General features: G+C 38.8%; 23 protein-coding genes and 1 other RNA gene. 18 read left to right on the top strand and 6 right to left on the bottom strand.

Annotation, left to right across the window (positions count from 1 at the left end; genetic code table 11):
• The first annotated feature begins 380 nt into the window (after window positions 1–380).
• Window positions 381–587, top strand: a complete 207-nt coding sequence (locus tag V7108_RS01330) for an alpha/beta-type small acid-soluble spore protein (RefSeq protein WP_335567177.1) — start codon at window positions 381–383, stop codon at window positions 585–587.
• 148 nt (window positions 588–735) lie between these two features.
• Window positions 736–2,319: an acyl-CoA synthetase MbcS gene (gene mbcS / locus V7108_RS01325; RefSeq protein ID WP_335567176.1), complete on the top strand. Its 1,584-nt coding sequence runs from the start codon at window positions 736–738 to the stop codon at window positions 2,317–2,319.
• A 45-nt stretch (window positions 2,320–2,364) separates the two neighbouring features.
• Here the strand turns inward: mbcS and V7108_RS01320 are convergent, their stop codons facing one another.
• The gene (locus V7108_RS01320) at window positions 2,365–3,183 is read right to left on the bottom strand and encodes an NAD kinase (RefSeq protein WP_335513679.1); all 819 of its coding nucleotides are present in this window, start codon (window positions 3,181–3,183) and stop codon (window positions 2,365–2,367) included.
• 332 nt (window positions 3,184–3,515) lie between these two features.
• Here V7108_RS01320 and sppA point away from each other — a divergent pair, with 332 nt between their 5' ends.
• From sppA to V7108_RS01270, 10 genes are all read left to right on the top strand, one after another.
• A complete protein-coding gene (gene sppA, locus V7108_RS01315; RefSeq protein WP_335513677.1) occupies window positions 3,516–4,526 on the top strand; it encodes a signal peptide peptidase SppA in 1,011 nt (336 codons plus the stop codon).
• A gap of 12 nt (window positions 4,527–4,538) precedes the next feature.
• Window positions 4,539–5,006, top strand: a complete 468-nt coding sequence (locus tag V7108_RS01310) for an RDD family protein (protein ID WP_335567175.1) — start codon at window positions 4,539–4,541, stop codon at window positions 5,004–5,006.
• Between the two features lie 74 nt (window positions 5,007–5,080).
• Window positions 5,081–5,779, top strand: coding sequence for a DUF2953 domain-containing protein (locus tag V7108_RS01305; RefSeq protein WP_335567174.1), 699 nt, complete (start codon window positions 5,081–5,083; stop codon window positions 5,777–5,779).
• Between the two features lie 17 nt (window positions 5,780–5,796).
• Window positions 5,797–6,297: a GerW family sporulation protein gene (gene ytfJ / locus V7108_RS01300; RefSeq protein ID WP_335567173.1), complete on the top strand. Its 501-nt coding sequence runs from the start codon at window positions 5,797–5,799 to the stop codon at window positions 6,295–6,297.
• Between the two features lie 164 nt (window positions 6,298–6,461).
• Window positions 6,462–6,962: a thiol peroxidase gene (tpx, locus tag V7108_RS01295; RefSeq protein ID WP_335567172.1), complete on the top strand. Its 501-nt coding sequence runs from the start codon at window positions 6,462–6,464 to the stop codon at window positions 6,960–6,962.
• Window positions 6,963–7,030: 68 nt separating this feature from the next.
• Window positions 7,031–8,014, top strand: a complete 984-nt coding sequence (locus V7108_RS01290) for a class I SAM-dependent methyltransferase (RefSeq protein ID WP_335513666.1) — start codon at window positions 7,031–7,033, stop codon at window positions 8,012–8,014.
• A 243-nt stretch (window positions 8,015–8,257) separates the two neighbouring features.
• A complete protein-coding gene (locus V7108_RS01285) occupies window positions 8,258–9,445 on the top strand; it encodes an acetate kinase (RefSeq protein WP_335567171.1) in 1,188 nt (395 codons plus the stop codon).
• A 112-nt stretch (window positions 9,446–9,557) separates the two neighbouring features.
• Window positions 9,558–10,394: an EcsC family protein gene (locus V7108_RS01280; RefSeq protein WP_335567170.1), complete on the top strand. Its 837-nt coding sequence runs from the start codon at window positions 9,558–9,560 to the stop codon at window positions 10,392–10,394.
• A 1-nt stretch (window position 10,395) separates the two neighbouring features.
• Entirely contained in the window at window positions 10,396–10,908 is a 513-nt protein-coding gene (locus tag V7108_RS01275) for a MogA/MoaB family molybdenum cofactor biosynthesis protein (protein WP_335567169.1), read from the top strand.
• 79 nt (window positions 10,909–10,987) lie between these two features.
• On the top strand, window positions 10,988–11,263 hold the full coding sequence (locus V7108_RS01270; protein ID WP_335567168.1) for a hypothetical protein: 276 nt from the start codon (window positions 10,988–10,990) through the stop codon (window positions 11,261–11,263).
• Between the two features lie 123 nt (window positions 11,264–11,386).
• On the opposite strand, the gene V7108_RS01265 is transcribed toward V7108_RS01270, so the two are convergent.
• Entirely contained in the window at window positions 11,387–11,701 is a 315-nt protein-coding gene (locus V7108_RS01265; RefSeq protein WP_335513659.1) for a hypothetical protein, read from the bottom strand.
• 88 nt (window positions 11,702–11,789) lie between these two features.
• Window positions 11,790–12,245 (bottom strand): universal stress protein, encoded by a 456-nt coding sequence (locus V7108_RS01260; protein ID WP_335513657.1) that lies wholly within the window; start codon window positions 12,243–12,245, stop codon window positions 11,790–11,792.
• A gap of 104 nt (window positions 12,246–12,349) precedes the next feature.
• On the opposite strand from V7108_RS01260, the gene V7108_RS01255 reads away from it, so the two are divergent.
• The 3 genes from V7108_RS01255 to ald all read left to right on the top strand — a co-directional run bounded on the left by V7108_RS01255 (window position 12,350) and on the right by ald (window position 14,276).
• Complete coding sequence (locus V7108_RS01255) at window positions 12,350–12,502, top strand: hypothetical protein (RefSeq protein WP_335567167.1); 153 nt, start codon at window positions 12,350–12,352, stop codon at window positions 12,500–12,502.
• Between the two features lie 143 nt (window positions 12,503–12,645).
• Window positions 12,646–13,050, top strand: a complete 405-nt coding sequence (locus V7108_RS01250) for a hypothetical protein (protein ID WP_335567166.1) — start codon at window positions 12,646–12,648, stop codon at window positions 13,048–13,050.
• A gap of 104 nt (window positions 13,051–13,154) precedes the next feature.
• Complete coding sequence (gene ald / locus V7108_RS01245; RefSeq protein WP_335567165.1) at window positions 13,155–14,276, top strand: alanine dehydrogenase; 1,122 nt, start codon at window positions 13,155–13,157, stop codon at window positions 14,274–14,276.
• A 242-nt stretch (window positions 14,277–14,518) separates the two neighbouring features.
• On the opposite strand, the gene ssrS is transcribed toward ald, so the two are convergent.
• Both ssrS and V7108_RS01235 read right to left on the bottom strand, forming a co-directional pair.
• Window positions 14,519–14,715, bottom strand: a non-coding RNA gene (gene ssrS, locus V7108_RS01240) — 6S RNA.
• A 56-nt stretch (window positions 14,716–14,771) separates the two neighbouring features.
• Window positions 14,772–15,866 (bottom strand): M24 family metallopeptidase, encoded by a 1,095-nt coding sequence (locus V7108_RS01235; RefSeq protein WP_335513654.1) that lies wholly within the window; start codon window positions 15,864–15,866, stop codon window positions 14,772–14,774.
• Window positions 15,867–16,030: 164 nt separating this feature from the next.
• Between V7108_RS01235 and V7108_RS01230 the strand changes: the two genes are divergently transcribed.
• The 3 genes from V7108_RS01230 to V7108_RS01220 all read left to right on the top strand — a co-directional run bounded on the left by V7108_RS01230 (window position 16,031) and on the right by V7108_RS01220 (window position 18,461).
• Window positions 16,031–16,711 carry a metal-dependent hydrolase gene (locus V7108_RS01230; RefSeq protein WP_335567164.1) on the top strand — a complete coding sequence of 227 codons (681 nt, stop codon included), beginning with the start codon at window positions 16,031–16,033 and terminating at the stop codon, window positions 16,709–16,711.
• A 62-nt stretch (window positions 16,712–16,773) separates the two neighbouring features.
• Window positions 16,774–17,007, top strand: coding sequence for a hypothetical protein (locus V7108_RS01225; RefSeq protein WP_335513650.1), 234 nt, complete (start codon window positions 16,774–16,776; stop codon window positions 17,005–17,007).
• A 134-nt stretch (window positions 17,008–17,141) separates the two neighbouring features.
• Entirely contained in the window at window positions 17,142–18,461 is a 1,320-nt protein-coding gene (locus V7108_RS01220) for a CBS domain-containing protein (protein ID WP_335513648.1), read from the top strand.
• Between the two features lie 266 nt (window positions 18,462–18,727).
• Here the strand turns inward: V7108_RS01220 and V7108_RS01215 are convergent, their stop codons facing one another.
• A complete protein-coding gene (locus V7108_RS01215) occupies window positions 18,728–19,039 on the bottom strand; it encodes a YtpI family protein (protein WP_335513646.1) in 312 nt (103 codons plus the stop codon).
• Window positions 19,040–19,082: the final 43 nt, after the last annotated feature.

Below are 19,082 nucleotides of genomic sequence, written 5' to 3'. Positions count from 1 at the left end.
TTGGCACCTATTGATTTGCGCGGAAGGCACGGAGACTCCTCGAAAATGCTATCGCATTTTCTTCGTGCGTGGGCAAATTCGAGGAAGAAATTCAATGTCCTGCAGGAGGACGGGACAGGGGAGACCCCGCAGACGCTTTAGCGTCGAGGAGGCTTCCCGAACCGCCTGCGGAAAGCGAAGTGCCTCGGACAGGCAAAAACGGCCTGTCCCTGCGATGATTATTCCTAGAAGCTTTCCTTAGTGGAGTGCAAATCAACAGCCCAGTTAAACACAGCATAAATGAAAAATATGTGAAATATTTGTGAACATTTACCAATTGATAAAAAGAATACAGCCATGTGATTCTACACATTCTATACTCACAAGGAGGTGAATATCACATGGCAAACAACAATAGCTCAAATCAATTACTAGTTCCTGGTGTAGAACAAGCACTTGAACAAATGAAGTATGAAATTGCTTCTGAATTTGGTGTAAACCTTGGTGCTGACACAACTTCACGTGCTAACGGTTCTGTTGGTGGTGAAATCACTAAGCGTTTAGTCGCTATGGCTGAGTCTCAATTAGGCGGCGGATTTTCACGATAAAAAATGAATAAGATGGCTACAGAGGGTGGGATTTTCCCACTCTCTTTTTTGCGGATTTTTTATGACCAGATACTATAGGCTGGTTTAAATATTTCAAATAATTTTGTATAATAATGTTTGTAAAGAATTTTATGTGAGGAGGAGAAACATGAACCGCGAAGAATTAATAGCACCAGAAAAGTATAATTTAGTGTCTGAGGTTGAAAAATTTGCAAAGGATCCACAACGATTGGCGTTAAAGTGGGAAAATGAAGCAGGGGAAACACAACAGGTTACATATGCAGAATTATTGAAAAAGGTAAACCAAGCGGGAAATGTTTTCACACAAAATGGTTTAAAAAAAGGTGATGTGGCCCTAGTCATCATTCCAAGATTAATAGAGGCTTACGTAGTATACTTGGCCGCATTAAAAGCAGGGCTGGTAGTCATTCCAAGTTCGGAGATGCTCCGTGAAAAGGACCTTCAATATCGAGTTACTCATGGAGATGTAAAAGCTGTCATCAGTTATTACCCATTTGTTGATCAATTTGAAAATATTACTAGTAAACAGCCGCTTTTAAAAGTTTCCGTTGGAGAAAAGAAGGATGGCTGGGTCCACTTAGAAGAAGAAATGAAAGCAGCCTCAGAAAACTTTGAGATTGCAGATACCCTTCGCGATGACATGGCGTTTTTATCCTATACATCTGGTACAACTGGTAATCCAAAAGGTGTTGTACATACGCATGGATGGGCATTTGCACATCTAAAAACCGCAGCACCAAAATGGCTGTGTATTGAAGATGGTGATACAGTTTGGGCAACTGCGGCACCGGGATGGCAGAAGTGGATTTGGAGTCCATTTTTATCTGTACTAGGTTCAGGAGGAACTGGACTAGTGTATAACGGGAAGTTTGAGCCACAAAAGTATTTAAGTCTTTTGGAGAAATACTCCGTTAATGTCCTTTGCTGTACACCAACAGAGTATCGATTAATGGCCAAAGTAAAAAACCTAGATGAGTTTAAATTACCAAATCTTCATAGTGCTGTTTCTGCAGGGGAACCTCTCAATCGTGAGGTGATTGAAACCTTTAGGAGGCATTTTAATGTAGATGTTCGGGACGGCTATGGACAGACAGAAAATACCCTGTTGGTGGGTGTAACAAAAGGAATGGAGTTAAAACCAGGTTCAATGGGTAAACCAACCCCTGGCAATACTGTAGAAATCATTAATGATGATGGTGAAATTTGTTCAGTGGGTGAAGTAGGGGACATTGCCGTACATGTAGAGACACCTGCTTTATTTAAAAATTATTATAAAGACCCAGAACGAACAGCCATGCAGTTCCGTGGCGATTACTATGTAACAGGGGATAAGGCCAAAAAGGATGAAGATGGATACTTTTGGTTTGAAGGCCGCGGAGATGATATTATCATCAGCTCAGGCTATACCATTGGGCCTTTCGAGGTGGAGGATGCACTTGTCAAACACCCATTTGTTAAGGAATGTGCGGTTGTGGCAAGTCCAGATGAAATTCGCGGGTTTATTGTAAAAGCATTTGTCGTATTAAAAGAGGATGTCAACGCAAATGATCCGGACTTAACAAAAAACCTTCAAGAGCATGTAAAAACACTTACTGCACCATATAAATATCCAAGAAAAATTGAGTTCATTTCCGAACTGCCGAAAACAACCTCAGGGAAGATTCGAAGAATTGAACTGCGCCAACAGGAATCACAAGCCATGAAACAATAGGTATAAGGGGAGAGGGCTGTCGAAATTTCGACAGCTTTTCTTCCCTTACAAAAATGTTCTCTTAACTTTTTCCCAGAAGGAATTGTCTTTCAGTTTTAATGTTTTGATCTTTTTATCACTAAGTCTAATTTGAATCTTATCTACAAGCCGAATGCTAAGGGCCTCATTGTCTAAGCCCATTGTAGGGTGCTCATTTCCTTCTGAAATAACCTTCAGGGTAAGGGTGCGGCTGCCGCCGATAACAAAAGGAGAACCTAATGTCCGATACTTGTTATTGTTAATGGAAGCAACCTCGCTCACCTGCATGCAGGGAATTAATGGGTCAACTACAGCACCATTTACAGATTTATTGTATGCCGTACTTCCTGTCGGTGTAGCAACGATTAATCCGTCACCGCGGAAGGTTTCAAAATGAATATCACCAATAAAAACATCTAATTCAAGTGTTTTTATGATGGATGAGCGAATACTAAATTCATTCAGGCATGGAAAAATTCCCTGACCGTCGACCATTACCTCGATGATAGGATAACGCCGTACTTTTAAATCTTCATTGGTCACAGCCTCGACCTTAGAAACAGCCTCGACCATTTTTGAGGAATCATTGATTTTGAAATCACAATACATACTTAAACTATCCTTTGTTGTGATTCCACAATAAAGTACATCATCGCGAAAACCAGTCTTCCTTACTGCCTGAAGGAATGTCCCATCATCACCAATGCTTGCAATAATATTGGCGTCACGATGGTCATTTACAATTGTCAAATCATACTGCTTTGCAGAATCATCTAAGTTTCCTACCTTTTCCAGCATTTCATTATCTAAGTGATGATAAAAGAAAATATTACGTCTATGTCCCATATTGTCCTCCATTTTATGTAAATAATGTGTAAAAACACCCCTAAACCTGTTGAATTTTGGTAAACTTAGGTGGTTGCATTTATTTTAGCATTATTTTGAAACAATATTAAATTATATAGGCTGTTTTCGTAACGATTGCTGTTAAAATCTAAAGCCGATTTTAACGTGGAAATAGTTATTTTGCGCCAATGAATTAAGTTTGCAAGCTCTTTTCTTATTAAATTTTTCGCGAAAACACAGTACAATCATTAATTTTTGTTATAAGAAGCAAAGTTTAAGAAAAGAGCCATTATATAAGAAAATATTTAGATGGAAACGAGGAGGATTACAACATGAATGGGAAACGCTGGGCAGCCCTTGGAATTGCTGCCGCATTATTCTTTGTATCAGTTATGGTTAATTTTTTATCTGCCTTTGCATTTAAAGGGGTGGAAACAGACTTAAGTGAGCTTTTTGCAGCCACGGAGCTTCCTTTTACGGAGGAAATTATCCAGGAAGGAAATGAAATGAAAAAAATTGTTGTACTTGATGTCAATGGAGTTATCCAGGAAACAAATGACGCTGAGTCATTGTTTCAGTCTGCTGGATATAATCATCAAGGATTTATGAAACAATTAGACTACATAAAAGATGACGATACTGTAAAAGGGATCGTTCTTAAAGTTAACTCACCAGGCGGCGGGGTCGTTGAGAGTGCTGAGATTCATGATAAGCTTGTAGAAATCCAAAAAGAAACAAAGAAACCAGTGTATATTTCGATGGGATCAATGGCAGCATCAGGGGGCTATTATATATCTGCTGGAGCGAAAAAAATCTTTGCCAGCGAAGAAACACTAACAGGATCGCTTGGGGTAATCATGCAGGGCATTAATTATGAAGGATTGGCGGATAAATATGGTGTGGATTTTGTAACCATCAAAAGTGGCCAATATAAAGATATTATGAGTCCGACTCGACAAATGACAGATGAGGAACGGCAAATTCTCCAAAATATGATTGATAATTCTTATGAAGGTTTTGTTAAAGTCATTTCTGAAGGCAGGAATATGACAACTGAGCAGGTTAAACAGATTGCCGACGGAAGAATTTACGATGGCAGACAGGCGAAAGAATTAAATCTTATTGACGATTTTGGGTATTTAGAAGACGTAATCGAGGGTATGATGGATCAAGAGAAACTAGAAGGTGCAAAGGTTGTCCGCTATACGGATGCACTTGGATTTGGATCATTGTTAAATATAAAGGTACAAAAATTATTCAGTGCAAATAGTGAGATGGCTGGACTTATGGATATTTTATCAAGGCCTAATTCTCCGCGGTTAATGTATTTATATTCAGAGTAGGGGGAACATCGGATGGAAAATGAAAATCTAGAAACCATTAAAGAAGAATCAGAAGAGAATCACTCTATTCGCTATGCTGGATTTTGGATGCGCTTTTGGGCGTATCTACTCGATTTGATTGTGGTGGGAAGTCTTGAGCGGCTAATTATGAAACCTATTTTTAGAAGCTTCGGAATTCCTTTAGTAGAATTTAATATATTTGCCCCTATTTCTATCGCTTCTGCAATCATCTTTTATTTATATTTCGTGTTGATGACCAAGTATTTTAAGCAAACCCTTGGAAAAATGGTATTTGGGATAAAAGTGATTGATTTGAAGAATGACAAATTATCATGGGGAACGGTTCTTTTTCGGGAATGGATTGGGCGGTTTATCTCTGCAACCGTCGTTGTAGGTTATATCATTGTTGCTTTTCTTCCAAAAAAACAAGGTCTTCACGACCTTTTTACGGACACCTCTGTGGTCCACGTTGAAAGATGAATTTTCGACCCGCTAACTATACGTTAGTGGGTTTATTTTTTTGTCTTCAGGTGATACTAATAGGCTGAAAGGTTGTGAAAAAATTGGTTTGGCTGCTAACCGTACTTTTTATTATTATTCTTTTACTTCTGCTAATCATTTTTTCGAAATTGACCATCCATCTTACCTATTTTCATCATAATGACAATGATGAACTAACTCTGAAGTTCAGTATCTGGTTTGGATTAATTAAATACACGATGAATGTACCCTTAATAAAAATTGATGATAATTCGCCGAGTATTGTCGTAAAGGAAAACACGAAAATGGGAGATTCGGGTGAAAGCGAAGCCTCTCAAAAGGAAGCACAAATTACAGAGGATGACATCATATCCAAATGGAATAACGCAAAAGAATTAATCCAGCATGTTTTTAATCTACAGGTGATTGTTAGCAAATTTTTAAAAAGAATAGTAATCAAGCATTTCGAATGGCATTCATTAGTTGGCATAGGGGATGCCGCCCATACAGGTGTTATAGCTGGTGCACTTTGGACAATAAAAGGAAGCATAGTAGGTTTGATTAGCCATTTTTTAAGCCTTAAAAACATGCCGGTATTATCGGTTACCCCCCATTTTCAATTGGCGATCATCCAAACTCGAATCACATGTATTATTCAGTTTCGTATCGGGTATGCTATTTTAGCAGGATTAAAACTAATTAAATTCTGGAAGGGCGGACGCCCGAATCTCAAAATGAATAATGTCTATTCAAAGGGAAATAATACCGTTTAAAAGAGGAGGCAACAGCTATGTCTGAACATCCAATTCAAGGTTTAATGACAACTGCAATGGAAAGTTTAAAAGAAATGATTGATGTTAATACGATTATCGGTGATCCTGTTGAAACACCTGATGGCAGCGTTATACTTACTGTCTCAAAGGTAGGTTTTGGCTTTGCAGCAGGAGGAAGTGAGTTTAAACTTGATGGGTCGTCGTCTCAGTCGAAGGGTGAAGGGCAAGGGCAAGGTCAAGGTCAGCCAAAGCTTCCATTCGGAGGCGGTAGCGGTGGAGGAGTTTCTATTACTCCAATTGCTTTCTTAATCGTAAATTCGCATGGCGTAAAAATGCTTCATCTAGATGAAAGCACCCATCTTTATGAGAAAATTTTAGAAATGGCGCCGCAGGCAGTTGATAAGATTCAGCAAATGTTCTCGAAAAAAAATGAGCAGCAAGGTTCACAGCAAGGTTCACAGCAAGGATCACAGCAATCGAAACAAAACGAACATCAAAAGCAAGAATTTGATATTTAGGAAAAAAAGTTAATCTTCCATGTGCAGAAGGAAGGTTAACTTTTTTTCGTAGAGTGTAATTGATTGCAAAAAGAATTCTGAAAAGTTATATTAACACTGTACATAATTATGATGAAGGCGTAATTTACTTCGCTTTTGTTCGTACGAAAAAGGAGGATGTTTAAATGGCAAACGTAACTTTTAAGGGGAACCCAGTAACATTGCTAGGCAACGAAGTAAAGGTAGGAGATAAAGCTCCAAACTTCAGCGTATTAGCGAATGATTTATCACCTGTAACATTAGAAAATACCAAAGGACAAGTTCGTTTAATCAGTGCAGTACCTTCACTAGATACTGGAGTGTGCGATGCGGAAACACGTCGTTTTAATGAAGAAGCAAATAGTTTAGGAGACGTGAAAATCTTAACGATCAGCGTTGACTTGCCATTTGCACAAAAGCGCTGGTGTGGAGCAGCTGGTATTGATAAAGTCCAAACATTATCTGACCACCGTGATCTTTCTTTCGGAGAAGCATTCGGTGTAGCGATTCAAGAATTAAGATTATTGACTCGTGCAGTATTTGTTGTGGATTCTACGGATACGGTTACGTATGTAGAATATGTAAGCGAGGCAACAAATCACCCGAACTATGAAGCAGCTCTTGAAGCAGCGAGAAATGCAAAGTAAGTATTAATGATGGCGAAAAAGGCCTCGTCAGTGGATGAGGCCTTTTTCATTGTCTGGGAGGTATTCGTATGAAAATTGCTCCAGTAGAACAGCTTTTTACATTATTTAGTGAAACAGCTCGTGTTTTGCAGGAAGAACTGTCTTGTACATATCTAGAAGCATTAGCAGAAACAGGGGAAAATTTATTTCACGGTTCTGTACTTCAAGATGAGTTAAGCGAAATAACGGAAAAAAGACTTAAGAAACAGTATATGGAAGTCAATTTAGGCAATTTTACAAAGGAAGAAATTCGAAAAGCATATCAGCTTGTGATCTTAAAAGGGATGAAAGAAAATGTTCAACCCAACCACCAAATGACACCTGATAGTGTGGGAATGTTGATGAGCTATTTGGTGGATAAATTTGTACAGCAGCCTTCCTTTCGTTTAATGGACCCGGCGATTGGGACCGGAAATTTATTAACGACTGTTTTAAATCAATTACAAAAAGATATACATTCCATTGGTATTGAAGTTGATGATCTGTTAATTAAACTTGCTTATGTGAACGCAAATTTACAAGAGCACCCTCTAGAGCTGTTTAATCAAGATAGTCTAGAACCATTATTTATTGACCCAGTGGATGCAGTTATTGCTGATTTGCCAGTCGGTTTTTATCCCAATGATATTCGTGCAGCAGAATACCAATTAAAAGCAAATGAAGGACACTCATACGCTCATCATTTGTTTATTGAGCAAAGTGTCCGTCACACGAAGCCCGGTGGATATTTATTTTTTATCATTCCAAATGGTCTTTTTGAAAGTGACCAGGCAGGAAAGCTTCGTGCATTCTTTAAAGATGAAGTTATGATTCAGGGGGTCCTGCAGCTGCCATTAAGTATGTTTAAGAATAAAAATGCTGCTAAAAGTATTTTAGTTTTGCAAAAAAAGGGTGAAGGAATCGTCTCGCCCAAACAGGCATTACTTGTTAATTTACCAAATCTATCTAGTGCTGTTGAGATGGAAAGCATTTTGAAAAAGATTGAGAAATGGGTTCAGGAAAATAAGCGGTAAAATCGGTTATAACAATCGGTTTTATCGCTTTTTTTATAGGCTTTAAACTATTAGGAATAATGCGAATAGATTTACATTTAAGGGGTAACCGTTTCCATCCAAAATACCCCTTGAATTGTAAAAAATACAGTGAAATAATGAGATGATGATAGCAATATTCAATGTCGGTTAGTACAAAATAACCATGTACGGAAAATGGACCTTTAACCGATGTTGCTTTTATACAAAGGAGCGGTAAACGAAATGTCTAAAATTATTGCAATTAATGCTGGGAGTTCTTCTTTGAAGTTTCAATTATTTGAAATGCCAAGTGAAGACGTAATCACAAAAGGAATCATAGAAAGAATTGGCTTAAAAGATTCAGTTTTTACTATTTCAGTTAATGGTGAGAAAGTTACAGAAACATCTGATATTCCTGATCATGAAGTAGCAGTTAAAATGCTTTTAGATAAATTAACTACTTTGGGTATTATTCAATCCCTTAATGAAATTGACGGAATTGGACACCGTGTGGTACATGGCGGAGAAACATTTAATGACTCTGTTCTTATTACAGATGAGGTACTAAATAAAATTGATGAGCTTTCCGAATTAGCCCCGCTTCATAATCCTGCTAATGTTACGGGAATTAAGGCTTTCCAACGCGTACTGCCAAACGTTCCTGCGGTTGCAGTATTTGATACAGCCTTTCACCAAACAATGCCAGAAAGTTCATACCTATACAGCCTTCCATATGAATACTATGAAAAGTATGGAATCCGTAAATATGGCTTCCATGGCACGAGCCATAAATACGTTTCACAGCGTGCAGCTGAACTTCTGGGTCGTCCGGTTGAACAGCTTCGCCTGCTTTCTTGCCATTTAGGTAATGGAGCTAGTATTGCAGCCATTGAGGGCGGAAAATCAATTGATACATCAATGGGCTTTACACCACTTGCTGGGGTAACAATGGGTACACGTTCAGGGAACATTGACCCTGCATTGATTCCATACATTATGGAAAAAACGAATAAAACCGCTGAAGAAGTGCTCGATGTATTAAACAAAGAGAGTGGAATGTTAGGTGTTTCTGGTTTCTCTAGTGACCTTAGAGACCTCGAGATTGAAGCGCGTAATGGAAACGATCGTGCACAACTGGCTTTAGACGTTTTTGCGAACCGTATTCATAAATATATTGGCTCTTACGCATCACGTATGTACGGTATCGATGCGATTATTTTCACAGCTGGTATTGGTGAAAATAGTGATGTTGTTCGTGAAAAAGTTCTCAAGGGTCTTGAGTTTATGGGTGTTTATTGGGATCCAGCTCTAAATAAAATTAGAGGCGAGGAAAGATTTATTAACTATCCTCACTCTCCAGTTAAAGTTATTGTTATCCCTACAAATGAAGAAGTTATGATTGCACGCGACGTTGTACGTTTAGCGAAATAAACCATGAAAAAGGCAGACTGTCCAATACGACAGCTGCCTTTTTTCATTTTTTAAGTATAGCTTCATTTGTGTTATACTGGAAAAAAACGAGTGAAGTGAGGAGGGATTGCCTATGCCATTAACTGAGCGGGAAACAAAGGTATTGAATGAAATTCGGGAATGGGAAAATCACTTATTAAACTACGAGGCAAATGATTTACAACTTACATATGAAAAATATTTAGAACGGTCATTCTCCTTATTACCTGAAAATATTCAACGCCAATTTTTTTCAGTCATTGATAGCTGGCTGTTCCATTTACATGGGATGATTCAGAGTTCTCAAATTCAGATGGATGCAAAGGATAGGATCCTTGCTTCAGGCCGTGTTTTTCTACAGGATTTACATCAAATAGAGGATTTGAAAAAATTAGAAATTGGCCAGTTACAATACATAGCCATGCAGCAAATCGCACGACATCGACTTTATTCATTTGCCCAAGGCGGGTTAGCAGGAACTGGCGGAACGCTTCTTTTAGGTACTGACATACCAGCAATGGCTGTCATTAATTTAAGGGCGGTTCAATTAATTGCCATGACATATGGTTTTGAGGTGAATACCCCATATGAAATGATGAGTTCTTTAAGGGTTTTTCATACAGCTACACTTCCTCCTCGTTTACAAAAAGAAGGATGGACAATTTTAATGAATGAAATGGACTCAAGCGGTGACAGTTATTTCTATGAAGGAAATGAAGAAATTACTGATGTGACCTGGTTGGAGCAGCCCATTCAACAATTATTTAAAGCATTGGTCATCACCCTGTTTCGAAAAAAGCTTATTCAAGGGCTGCCGGTTGTAAGTATGGCTATTGGGGCAGGGACGAATTATCAATTAACACGGAAAGTGACGGAGTTCGCCCATAATTATTACCAGCTGAGATATCTTAATCAGAAAGAGGAAATGTAAGATGAGTACCACTGAACATAAGCAATCAGCACCAAAAATCGTATTTTGTAAAGTCATTACAGTTAGTGATACTAGAAATAATGACACAGACAAAAGTGGTAAACTGATGAAGGAATTATTAGAACAAGCCGGACATACCATAGTGGATTATGTGATTGTGAAGGATGAATCAGAACCGATCAAAGAAGCAATCTTAAAGGGTTGTGAGCGTGAAGATATCGATGTCATTCTTACAAACGGGGGGACTGGAATAGCAAAGCGTGATGTTACCATTGAAACCGTCCAAGGCCTGCTTGATAAAGAAATCGTAGGATTCGGAGAGATATTTAGGATGTTGAGCTATCAAGAGGATATCGGTTCCGCAGCCATTCTTTCACGTGCTGTTGCTGGAGTGGTAAAAAATAAAGCTGTCTTTTCTACGCCTGGCTCTACTGGGGCAGTAAATCTTGCTATGAATAAGTTAATCCTGCCTGAATTGGCTCATGTAGTAAGAGAAATAAAAAAAGATCTATAAAGGTAAGCTCCCAGAAAAGGTGCTGGAGTGACCGAATTCCAATCGAAAAAGGGTTTTGGGTCAATGCAAGGGTGCTGGAGTGACCGAAATTCGATCGAAAAAGGGTTTTGGGTCAATGCAGGGGTGCTGGAGTGACCGAATTCCAATCGAAAAAGGTTTTTGGGTCAATGCAAGGGTGCTGGAGCGACCGAAATCCGATCGAAAAAGGGTTTTGGGTCAATGCAGGGGTCCTGGAGTGACCGAACCTGATTATCCAAGCATTTGGGTAACTATAGAAGATTCCAATAATCATACCAAAAGAGCTGGCGCACTCGCCAGCTCTTTTAGTGTCCAGCTCCAGCGCCCTAGCGGCTAGTGTCCTTCGGTCTCCGCCCTACGATAAGTCAACATCGAATCGCCTCCGGCTCTTCGTGTTTCCTTTATCTCAGTTGGAGCCCTCCAGGCCATACGCCGCTGAGCAGGGCGCTTCCGCTTTTCTTCATTGGTGCATTTTATCTGATACAGTTTGATTTGCTCGATACCAGAGCCATAAATCGTTAATAATCGAAGCCAGTTCAGCTATTTCACTGTTTAATTCACATGAGGTTTTAAAGTTACTCTCTTCAGATAATTGTGCCTGCTTTTGATTGATCATTTTTTCAAGGTCAGCAATTCTATCTGGAATGCTGCCTCTGATTTTTTCCCAATGAAACAGGATAGCATGCTGGGTTTCATCACTTAATTGTGCCCATTCCATTGTTAAGTTAGGAATAGGAATACCAAGACGTTGATCAAAGGAAAAATGTTCTTTCAATGTGATAGCCTCCAAGACGGTTATTACCTTATTCTACAACACATCAAGAAAGCATTCACGAATTAATTAGAGCTTTTCTTAAAACTAGTTAAAGGCTGGAGCTTTTTTGTGAACGGACTACGAGGACATCACATGGGGCATAACGAGTTATGTGTTCAGAAACACTGCCAATTAAGAATCTTTCAACGGCATTCATTCCAGTCGCACCGCAAATAATTAGATCTATAGGGTGCATTTTAGCCATTTCCTTAGGTATTTTCACTTTAGGTGAGCCATACTCAATTTCATACTGAACGTGGACCACACCAGCAGCTAATGCTTGTTCTTGATATTTTTCAAGCATATCGATCGCAAGTTTGTTTGCTCTGTCAGCAATATCTGGGTCATAAGAATCAATTACTAGAAAGGACCTTGTGTCGATCACATGTGCCAGTAACAATTTAGCATTGTTTTTTTTCGCGATTTCAATCGATTTTTCTAATGCCCACTCCGATTCTTTTGAACCATCAATCGCAACTAAAATATGGTCATAATGAACGCCCATTGTAATCCCTCCTCATTTAAATTATACAATATTTTCTAGGAGTAAGATGTTTCAATTTTTCGAAAAATAAAAGGGTATTAATTCATTGAAGGGAGATTGAAAATATGTTTAAACAGGAGCCTAGTAAAACTTTTGAATTTAATGAACATGGAGCTAATGAGGTAAGTGAACAAATCATGGATTCCTATAATAGTGGATTCATCGGTCAGGATTTTGGAGTAACAAACGAGGATAAAGCACAGTACACAGCTGAATAGGTATTTACAGGCTCGCCAATCGGCGAGTTTTCCTATGTATATGTCTATTAAATTTCTTGCAGCGGGACATTTACCCAAGAATCTCTTTTTAAGTCTGCATATTCTTTTAATGTGTTAGTAATAAAAATGAGGAGGAATATAAAATGCAAGAAATTGCTAATTATATGGAGTCAATTGATCAAAACGACCAAAGGTTTGGTCACCATGGATTTGGTGGGTTTGGTCACGGGTTTGGAGGGTTTGGTCATGGGTTTGGATTTGGAAGACCAGGGTTTGGATTTGGAAGACCGGGGTTTGGATTTGGAAGACCAGGATTTGGATTTGGCAGACCATTTGGATTCGGCTTTGGCAGACCATTTGGATTCGGCTTTGGTAGACCATTTGGATTCGGCTTTGGTAGACCATTTGGATTTGGATTTGGATTACCATTCTTAGGGGGATTAGCACTGGGGGCAGCATTATCCCCATGGTACGGATATGGATATGGATATGGGTACCCATATTACGGATACCCATATTATGGATATCCATACTATCCTTATTTTTAATATTAGTAAAAATTATCGGCTCCATAACTTATTGCTTGGAGCCTTTTCTATTATATTATGATAAAATGAAAGTGTTTTCAAAGTTTATATTAGGAGGTTTGTATATGCGGATCGGCGTTCCTAAAGAGATAAAAAATAATGAAAACCGTGTTGCAATGACACCGGCTGGGGTTTTCAATATATTGAAATTCGGACATGAGGTTTATATTGAAAAAGGAGCAGGCCTAGGTTCTGGATTCACAGATGAAGACTATGCGTCAGCGGGTGCAAAAATAGTAGAAACGGCATCGGAAGCCTGGTCAATGGAAATGGTGATGAAGGTTAAAGAACCCCTCTCAAGTGAATACCCATATTTCCGTGAAGGTTTAATTCTATTTACATACTTACATTTAGCTCCTGAGCCTGAACTAACGAAAGCCTTAATCGATAAAAAAGTAGTAGGTATTGCATATGAAACGGTACAACTTCCAAATAAATCATTACCATTATTAACACCAATGAGTGAGGTAGCCGGAAGAATGGCGGCACAAATTGGCGCCCAATTCCTTGAAAAGGTTCATGGAGGGAAAGGTATTCTGTTATCAGGAGTCCCAGGTGTACAAAGAGGAACCGTTACCATCATCGGCGGCGGCGTGGCAGGTACAAATGCATCGAAAATGGCAATTGGGCTAGGAGCAAAAGTTACCATTATCGACCTGAATCCAGACCGTCTTCGTCAATTGGATGATATTTTTGGATCAGAAGTGACAACCCTTATTTCTAATCCATATAACATTGCAGAAGCAGTAAAAGAATCAGATGTAGTAATAGGAGCCGTACTTATACCTGGAGCAAAAGCACCTAGGCTGGTAACGGAAGAAATGATTAAATCTATGAATCCAGGAAGTGTGGTTGTGGACATTGCCATTGACCAAGGCGGTATTTTCGAAACAACTGATCGAATTACCACACATGATAACCCAACATATCTTAAGCATGGGGTTGTTCATTATTCTGTTGCAAATATGCCTGGAGCGGTACCAAGAACTTCAACTATGGCCTTAACAAACGTAACTGTTCCCTATGCAATCCAAATTGCAAATAAGGGATATAGGCAGGCATGCCTCGAAAATGAAGCGTTATTAAAAGGGATTAATACACTAGGCGGCTTTGTAACCTATGAAGCAGTGGCAGAAGCACATGGTCTCCATTATTCAGATACAAAAACATTACTTGGACAAATATAAAACAAATTAAGGCTCTTTTCTTAAACCGTATTGCTTTATGGAACTAAATTTAATGATTTTGCTAAGTTTCCGCAGAAAATAGAATAATTCCAATAAGAGAAGAGCCTGCAAACAAAATTCTAAAGCCCAAAATTACTATTTTCACGTTAAAATCGGCTTTAAGATTTTAACAACAATCTATACGAAAACAGCTTAAATAAAAAAGCCAGCTTCATTACGAAGCTGGCCTTAGAAATATTAGTGATAGAGCCGCATTTGCCGTACCTCATATAAGAAAGTTTTAAACCACCACTCCTCAAAGTGGGTGTTCGCAAAAGCCCTTCTGCATGTCCTCCATGTCGTATAGACAGAGGCTTGTCATTACAGCTTCGATAATAAAACTCCCTTTTACAGCTTAAAGGTTAAAACTTTATTATCACTACGAGCAACGCAGCTTGTATAAGTATCTTACTGCAATTCCTGTAAAAGTTCAATGGTAAAAAAATCAAATACCTACTAAATAATTTGTAATTCTTTAGGGAATTTGGTTAAGACTTTTACTCCATCAGCCGTAATATACACATCATCCTCGATACGGACCCCTGCTACTTCTGGTACGTAAATCCCTGGCTCAATCGTATAAACCATTCCTTCTTCAATTACCAATTGGTTTGTTTCTGTCATTGAAGGATATTCATGGACACTAATCCCAAGTCCATGTCCAAGTCGGTGCGGGAAATATTCTCCATAGCCAGCATCTGAAATGATTCTTCTTGCTGTTAAGTCAACCTCAGCAGCCGTAACACCAGGTTTACTAGCCTCAATCGCTGCTAATTGAGCCTTTAGAACGGTGTCATAGATTTCCTTTTGTTTTTCATTTATATCGCCGTAGGCAACCGTTCTTGTAATATCTGAGCAGTAGCGGTCTACAACAACGCCTAAATCAAATAAGACCAAATCACCTTTTTGGATTTTTGCAGCTCCTGGATTGCCATGTGGTGAAGCAGCATTTGCACCGGTAAGCACCATTGTCGAGAATGACATTTCGGTAACCCCTTTTTTCTTAAGGGCATACTCAACGGCATTGAGGACGTCTAATTCTGTTTTTCCTTCTTCAATTTCACTGCACCCGACTTCAATGGCATAATCAGCCAAAGCACATGCTTCTTCAATTATTTTTAGTTCCTTGGAATCTTTAATCATTCGCAGTTGTCTTAACTTTTCTTCTGCTGAAACAAAAGCAGCATTCGGAAATAGAGCGGTTAAGTATTCAAAACGTTCAACATTCATATGTTCTTTTTCAATGGCAACTTTACGAACGTTATGAATTCTTTTATTGATCGACTTATGTACTAATTCCCATGGATTTTGGATATCGCTATAGCCGATGATTTCATGATTCCAACCAGAAGCTTTTACATCATGCACTTCCATTCCTGGACATACAAGGAATGGTTCTTCTTCTTGGAATACAGCTAACCCTAATAAACGCTCGTGAGGATTTGAGAAAAATCCGCTTAAATAAAAGACATTCTCAGTTGAACTGACGAAGCTAACATCAACTCCATTTTCCTTCATCCATGCTTGAAGTTTTGTTACGCGATGATTCATATTATGACCTCCTAAATAAAAACTCCTACATGAGCGTATCAATTTTAAATCCATGTGTAAATATAGCATGTACTAAAACAACTATTTTAAGGATATAAATGATGAAGGAATTTAGAACTTTGTATGGAAGTAATTAATGATGAAACTTTGGAGGAGATGAGCAGATGAAAGTATCTTATCATGGACATTCGGTAGTTCAAATTGATTCAAACGGAAAAAAGATCATTATTGATCCTTTTATCAGGGGTAACCAATCAACTGATTTAAAAGTAGAAGATGTGAACCCAGATGTGATTCTCGTAACGCATGGTCACAATGATCACGTCGGCGATACCGTAGAGATTGCCAAACGAAATAATTCACTTGTTATTGCCAATCATGAGATTGCTACCTTCCTAGGATGGCAAGGAGTAAATACACATGGTATGCATATCGGCGGTTCACGTCAATTCGATTTTGGAAAAGTTAAATTAACACAAGCTTTTCATGGTTCCAGCTATGAAACGGAAAATAATGAACTGATATATTGCGGTATGCCAGCAGGAATTCTTTTTATGGCAGAAGGAAAAACGATTTATCATGCAGGTGATACCGGGTTATTTTCAGATATGAAACTTATTGGTGAAAGACATCCGATAGATGTAGCTTTCTTGCCAATCGGAGATAATTTTACAATGGGGCCAGAAGACGCGGCATACGCAGCAAAATTACTAGGGGCAAAAATGGTTGTTCCCATCCATTACAACACATTTCCGCCAATTAAGCAGGATCCTTTCCAATTTGTTGAAATGCTTGAAAATAAAAATGGAAAAGTACTCGAACCAGGAGAATTTATTGAGTTATAAGACTTTTTTCTCCCTTTCATGCATAAATTGAAACAAGCAGTAGTTGGAAGGGAGAGTAAAAATTGAAAAAAAACAGATATATACTATGCTTGTTGCTCTGTGGTCTAATGATTTATTTTGCTGTTCCAAGATTATCAGTTGGTGCAGAAGGCCTAGGAGGGATCTTTGCTCTAGCCTGGCTTGCATTTGCATTAATCGTAATGGCGGGAAATCTTACCGCACTGTTGTATAGTCCAAAAACTGCGGTAAGAAGCCGGAAGCAGCACAGTATAAACAAAAAATCACGTTCTTATTAAAAGTGATTTACTATGCAGAGGGAGCCTTGGATTTAGGCTCCCTTTGAATTTTTATAAAAGAATTTATGAAATTAATTAAAATAATGGTAAAATTGTATAATGATTATAAAGGGTAATAGAAATGGGTGAAGGACTTGGCTACAAAGCATGAACAGATTCTACAGTATATTGATGAGCTGCCTGTTGGGGAAAAAATATCTGTACGTCAAATCGCCAAGGCGATGAATGTAAGTGAAGGGACAGCTTATAGAGCAATCAAGGAAGCTGAAAATAAAGGGTATGTCAGTACGATTGAGCGTGTTGGTACCATCCGGATTGAACGGAAGAAAAAAGAAAATATTGAAAAGCTCACCTTTGCTGAGGTCGTGAACATTGTAGAGGGTCAGGTTTTAGGCGGAAGAACTGGTTTGCATAAGACGCTTAATAAGTTTGTTATCGGTGCCATGAAACTTGAAGCGATGATGCGCTATACCGGTCCAGATAACTTGTTAATTGTCGGGAACCGCTCGCAGGCACAGGAGCTTGCTTTGAAAGCAGGAGCTGCTGTTTTAATTACTGGTGGATTTGATACAGAAGACGATATCAAAAAATTAGCAGACAGTCTTGAAATGCCGATTATCTCGACTAGTTATGATACCTTTACCGTGGCAACGATGATAAACCGTGCCATCTATGACCAGTTAATTAAAAAAGAAATTATTCTAGTTGAAGATATCCTAACCCCGCTTACTGAAACATATTATTTGAAGACCTCAGATAAGGTTTCTAAGTGGCATGATTTTAATCAAGAAACCACTCATAGCCGTTACCCTGTAGTTGACCAGAACATGAAGGTACAAGGAATGGTAACAGCTAAGGATATTATGGGACAGGATGCAGAGACGATTATCGATCGGATTATGACAAAACAGCCAATGACGGTCTCGGGGAAGACGAGTGTTGCTTCTACAGCACATATGATGGTATGGGAAGGAATTGAAGTCCTTCCAGTTGTGGATGATTCTAACCGTCTTGAAGGGATTATAAGCAGGCAGGACGTATTAAAAGCACTGCAAATGAACCAGCGTCAGCCGCAGGTAGGGGAAACACTTGATGATATTGTTACAAATCAAATGGTATTAATGCGCGGAAGAGCAAAAGGCGAGGAAGTCTATACCTGTGAAGTAACACCGCAAATGACCAATCATTTAGGGACAATATCCTATGGAGTGTTTACCACCATTGTTTCAGATGCAGCGAACAGGGTATTACGTAGTTATAAAAAAGGAGACTTGGTCGTTGAGAACATGACCATTTATTTTTTAAAGCCAGTACAGATGGAAAGTGTTTTAGAAATTTATCCAAAAGTGCTTGATGTAGGCCGTAAGTTCGGAAAGGTTGACGTCGAAGTATTTAACGAAGGCATATTAGTCGGTAAAGCAATGATGATGTGTCAGCTGCTTGATCGGAATTAAGAAAAGCGCAAGCGCCCTCGGACCAAGCCAAAGTGCAGCTTGGTCCTGCGATGATTATTCGAAGCAGCTTTTCTTAGTGGTCAGCGGCGTATGGCCTCCTCGTAAAAGCTAACGCTTTAGAGCCGGAGGCGCATTCGTGCTTGACTTATCGTAGGTAGGTAAAAATCCTGAAGGGATTTTTACTCGCGAAGAGCGAAGGACACTAGCCGTTAGGGCGCAGGAGCTGGACAGTAAAATAAAAAGCTGCTTTAACTAAGCGGCTCTCCTTACGATTTTGCATCAAGACCCTGAGCTTCCTCAATGGCAAATGGCAGGTAGTGTTTATACTTTTTAAAACCAACCCATGAAAACACACCGCCATACAAGACGAAAATGACAGATACGATAAAGGTAACAGTTGTTTCTGATATAAAGAATAAATGATTAATACCAAATAAGCAGACAAATAAACCAAGCGCAATATTGGATTTGGCTCCAAGCCATTTCTTTTCAACTGGACGGCTGCTTCTAAAGTACTTTGTTTTATAGAATAAGTAAAAAGCAAATAGAATCACAATAAAAAACACTAGAATAGTCATTAGATTTCCTCCAAGCCTAAAATTCTCTTGTTTATTGTACATA

The organism is Neobacillus vireti (genome assembly GCF_036962345.1).
GTDB lineage: Bacteria > Bacillota > Bacilli > Bacillales > Cytobacillaceae > Neobacillus > Neobacillus vireti_A.
Note: the sequence above shows the minus strand (reverse complement) of the source record. Positions and strands in the feature narration are given on the sequence as shown.

What these genes read in the sequence shown, in the direction of transcription:
- V7108_RS01260 (WP_335513657.1), bottom strand. Translation starts at nt 12,245, where the DNA reads ATGGGCGTTCATTATGACCATATTTTAGTTGCGATTGATGGTTCAAAA.
- V7108_RS01280 (WP_335567170.1), top strand. Translation starts at nt 9,558, where the DNA reads ATGCCATTAACTGAGCGGGAAACAAAGGTATTGAATGAAATTCGGGAA.
- V7108_RS01285 (WP_335567171.1), top strand. Translation starts at nt 8,258, where the DNA reads ATGTCTAAAATTATTGCAATTAATGCTGGGAGTTCTTCTTTGAAGTTT.
- V7108_RS01215 (WP_335513646.1), bottom strand. Translation starts at nt 19,039, where the DNA reads ATGACTATTCTAGTGTTTTTTATTGTGATTCTATTTGCTTTTTACTTA.
- V7108_RS01255 (WP_335567167.1), top strand. Translation starts at nt 12,350, where the DNA reads ATGTTTAAACAGGAGCCTAGTAAAACTTTTGAATTTAATGAACATGGA.
- mbcS (WP_335567176.1), top strand. Translation starts at nt 736, where the DNA reads ATGAACCGCGAAGAATTAATAGCACCAGAAAAGTATAATTTAGTGTCT.
- tpx (WP_335567172.1), top strand. Translation starts at nt 6,462, where the DNA reads ATGGCAAACGTAACTTTTAAGGGGAACCCAGTAACATTGCTAGGCAAC.
- V7108_RS01330 (WP_335567177.1), top strand. Translation starts at nt 381, where the DNA reads ATGGCAAACAACAATAGCTCAAATCAATTACTAGTTCCTGGTGTAGAA.
- V7108_RS01235 (WP_335513654.1), bottom strand. Translation starts at nt 15,866, where the DNA reads ATGAATCATCGCGTAACAAAACTTCAAGCATGGATGAAGGAAAATGGA.
- V7108_RS01275 (WP_335567169.1), top strand. Translation starts at nt 10,396, where the DNA reads ATGAGTACCACTGAACATAAGCAATCAGCACCAAAAATCGTATTTTGT.
- sppA (WP_335513677.1), top strand. Translation starts at nt 3,516, where the DNA reads ATGAATGGGAAACGCTGGGCAGCCCTTGGAATTGCTGCCGCATTATTC.
- V7108_RS01320 (WP_335513679.1), bottom strand. Translation starts at nt 3,183, where the DNA reads ATGGGACATAGACGTAATATTTTCTTTTATCATCACTTAGATAATGAA.
- ald (WP_335567165.1), top strand. Translation starts at nt 13,155, where the DNA reads ATGCGGATCGGCGTTCCTAAAGAGATAAAAAATAATGAAAACCGTGTT.
- ytfJ (WP_335567173.1), top strand. Translation starts at nt 5,797, where the DNA reads ATGTCTGAACATCCAATTCAAGGTTTAATGACAACTGCAATGGAAAGT.
- V7108_RS01310 (WP_335567175.1), top strand. Translation starts at nt 4,539, where the DNA reads ATGGAAAATGAAAATCTAGAAACCATTAAAGAAGAATCAGAAGAGAAT.
- V7108_RS01290 (WP_335513666.1), top strand. Translation starts at nt 7,031, where the DNA reads ATGAAAATTGCTCCAGTAGAACAGCTTTTTACATTATTTAGTGAAACA.
- V7108_RS01250 (WP_335567166.1), top strand. Translation starts at nt 12,646, where the DNA reads ATGCAAGAAATTGCTAATTATATGGAGTCAATTGATCAAAACGACCAA.
- V7108_RS01230 (WP_335567164.1), top strand. Translation starts at nt 16,031, where the DNA reads ATGAAAGTATCTTATCATGGACATTCGGTAGTTCAAATTGATTCAAAC.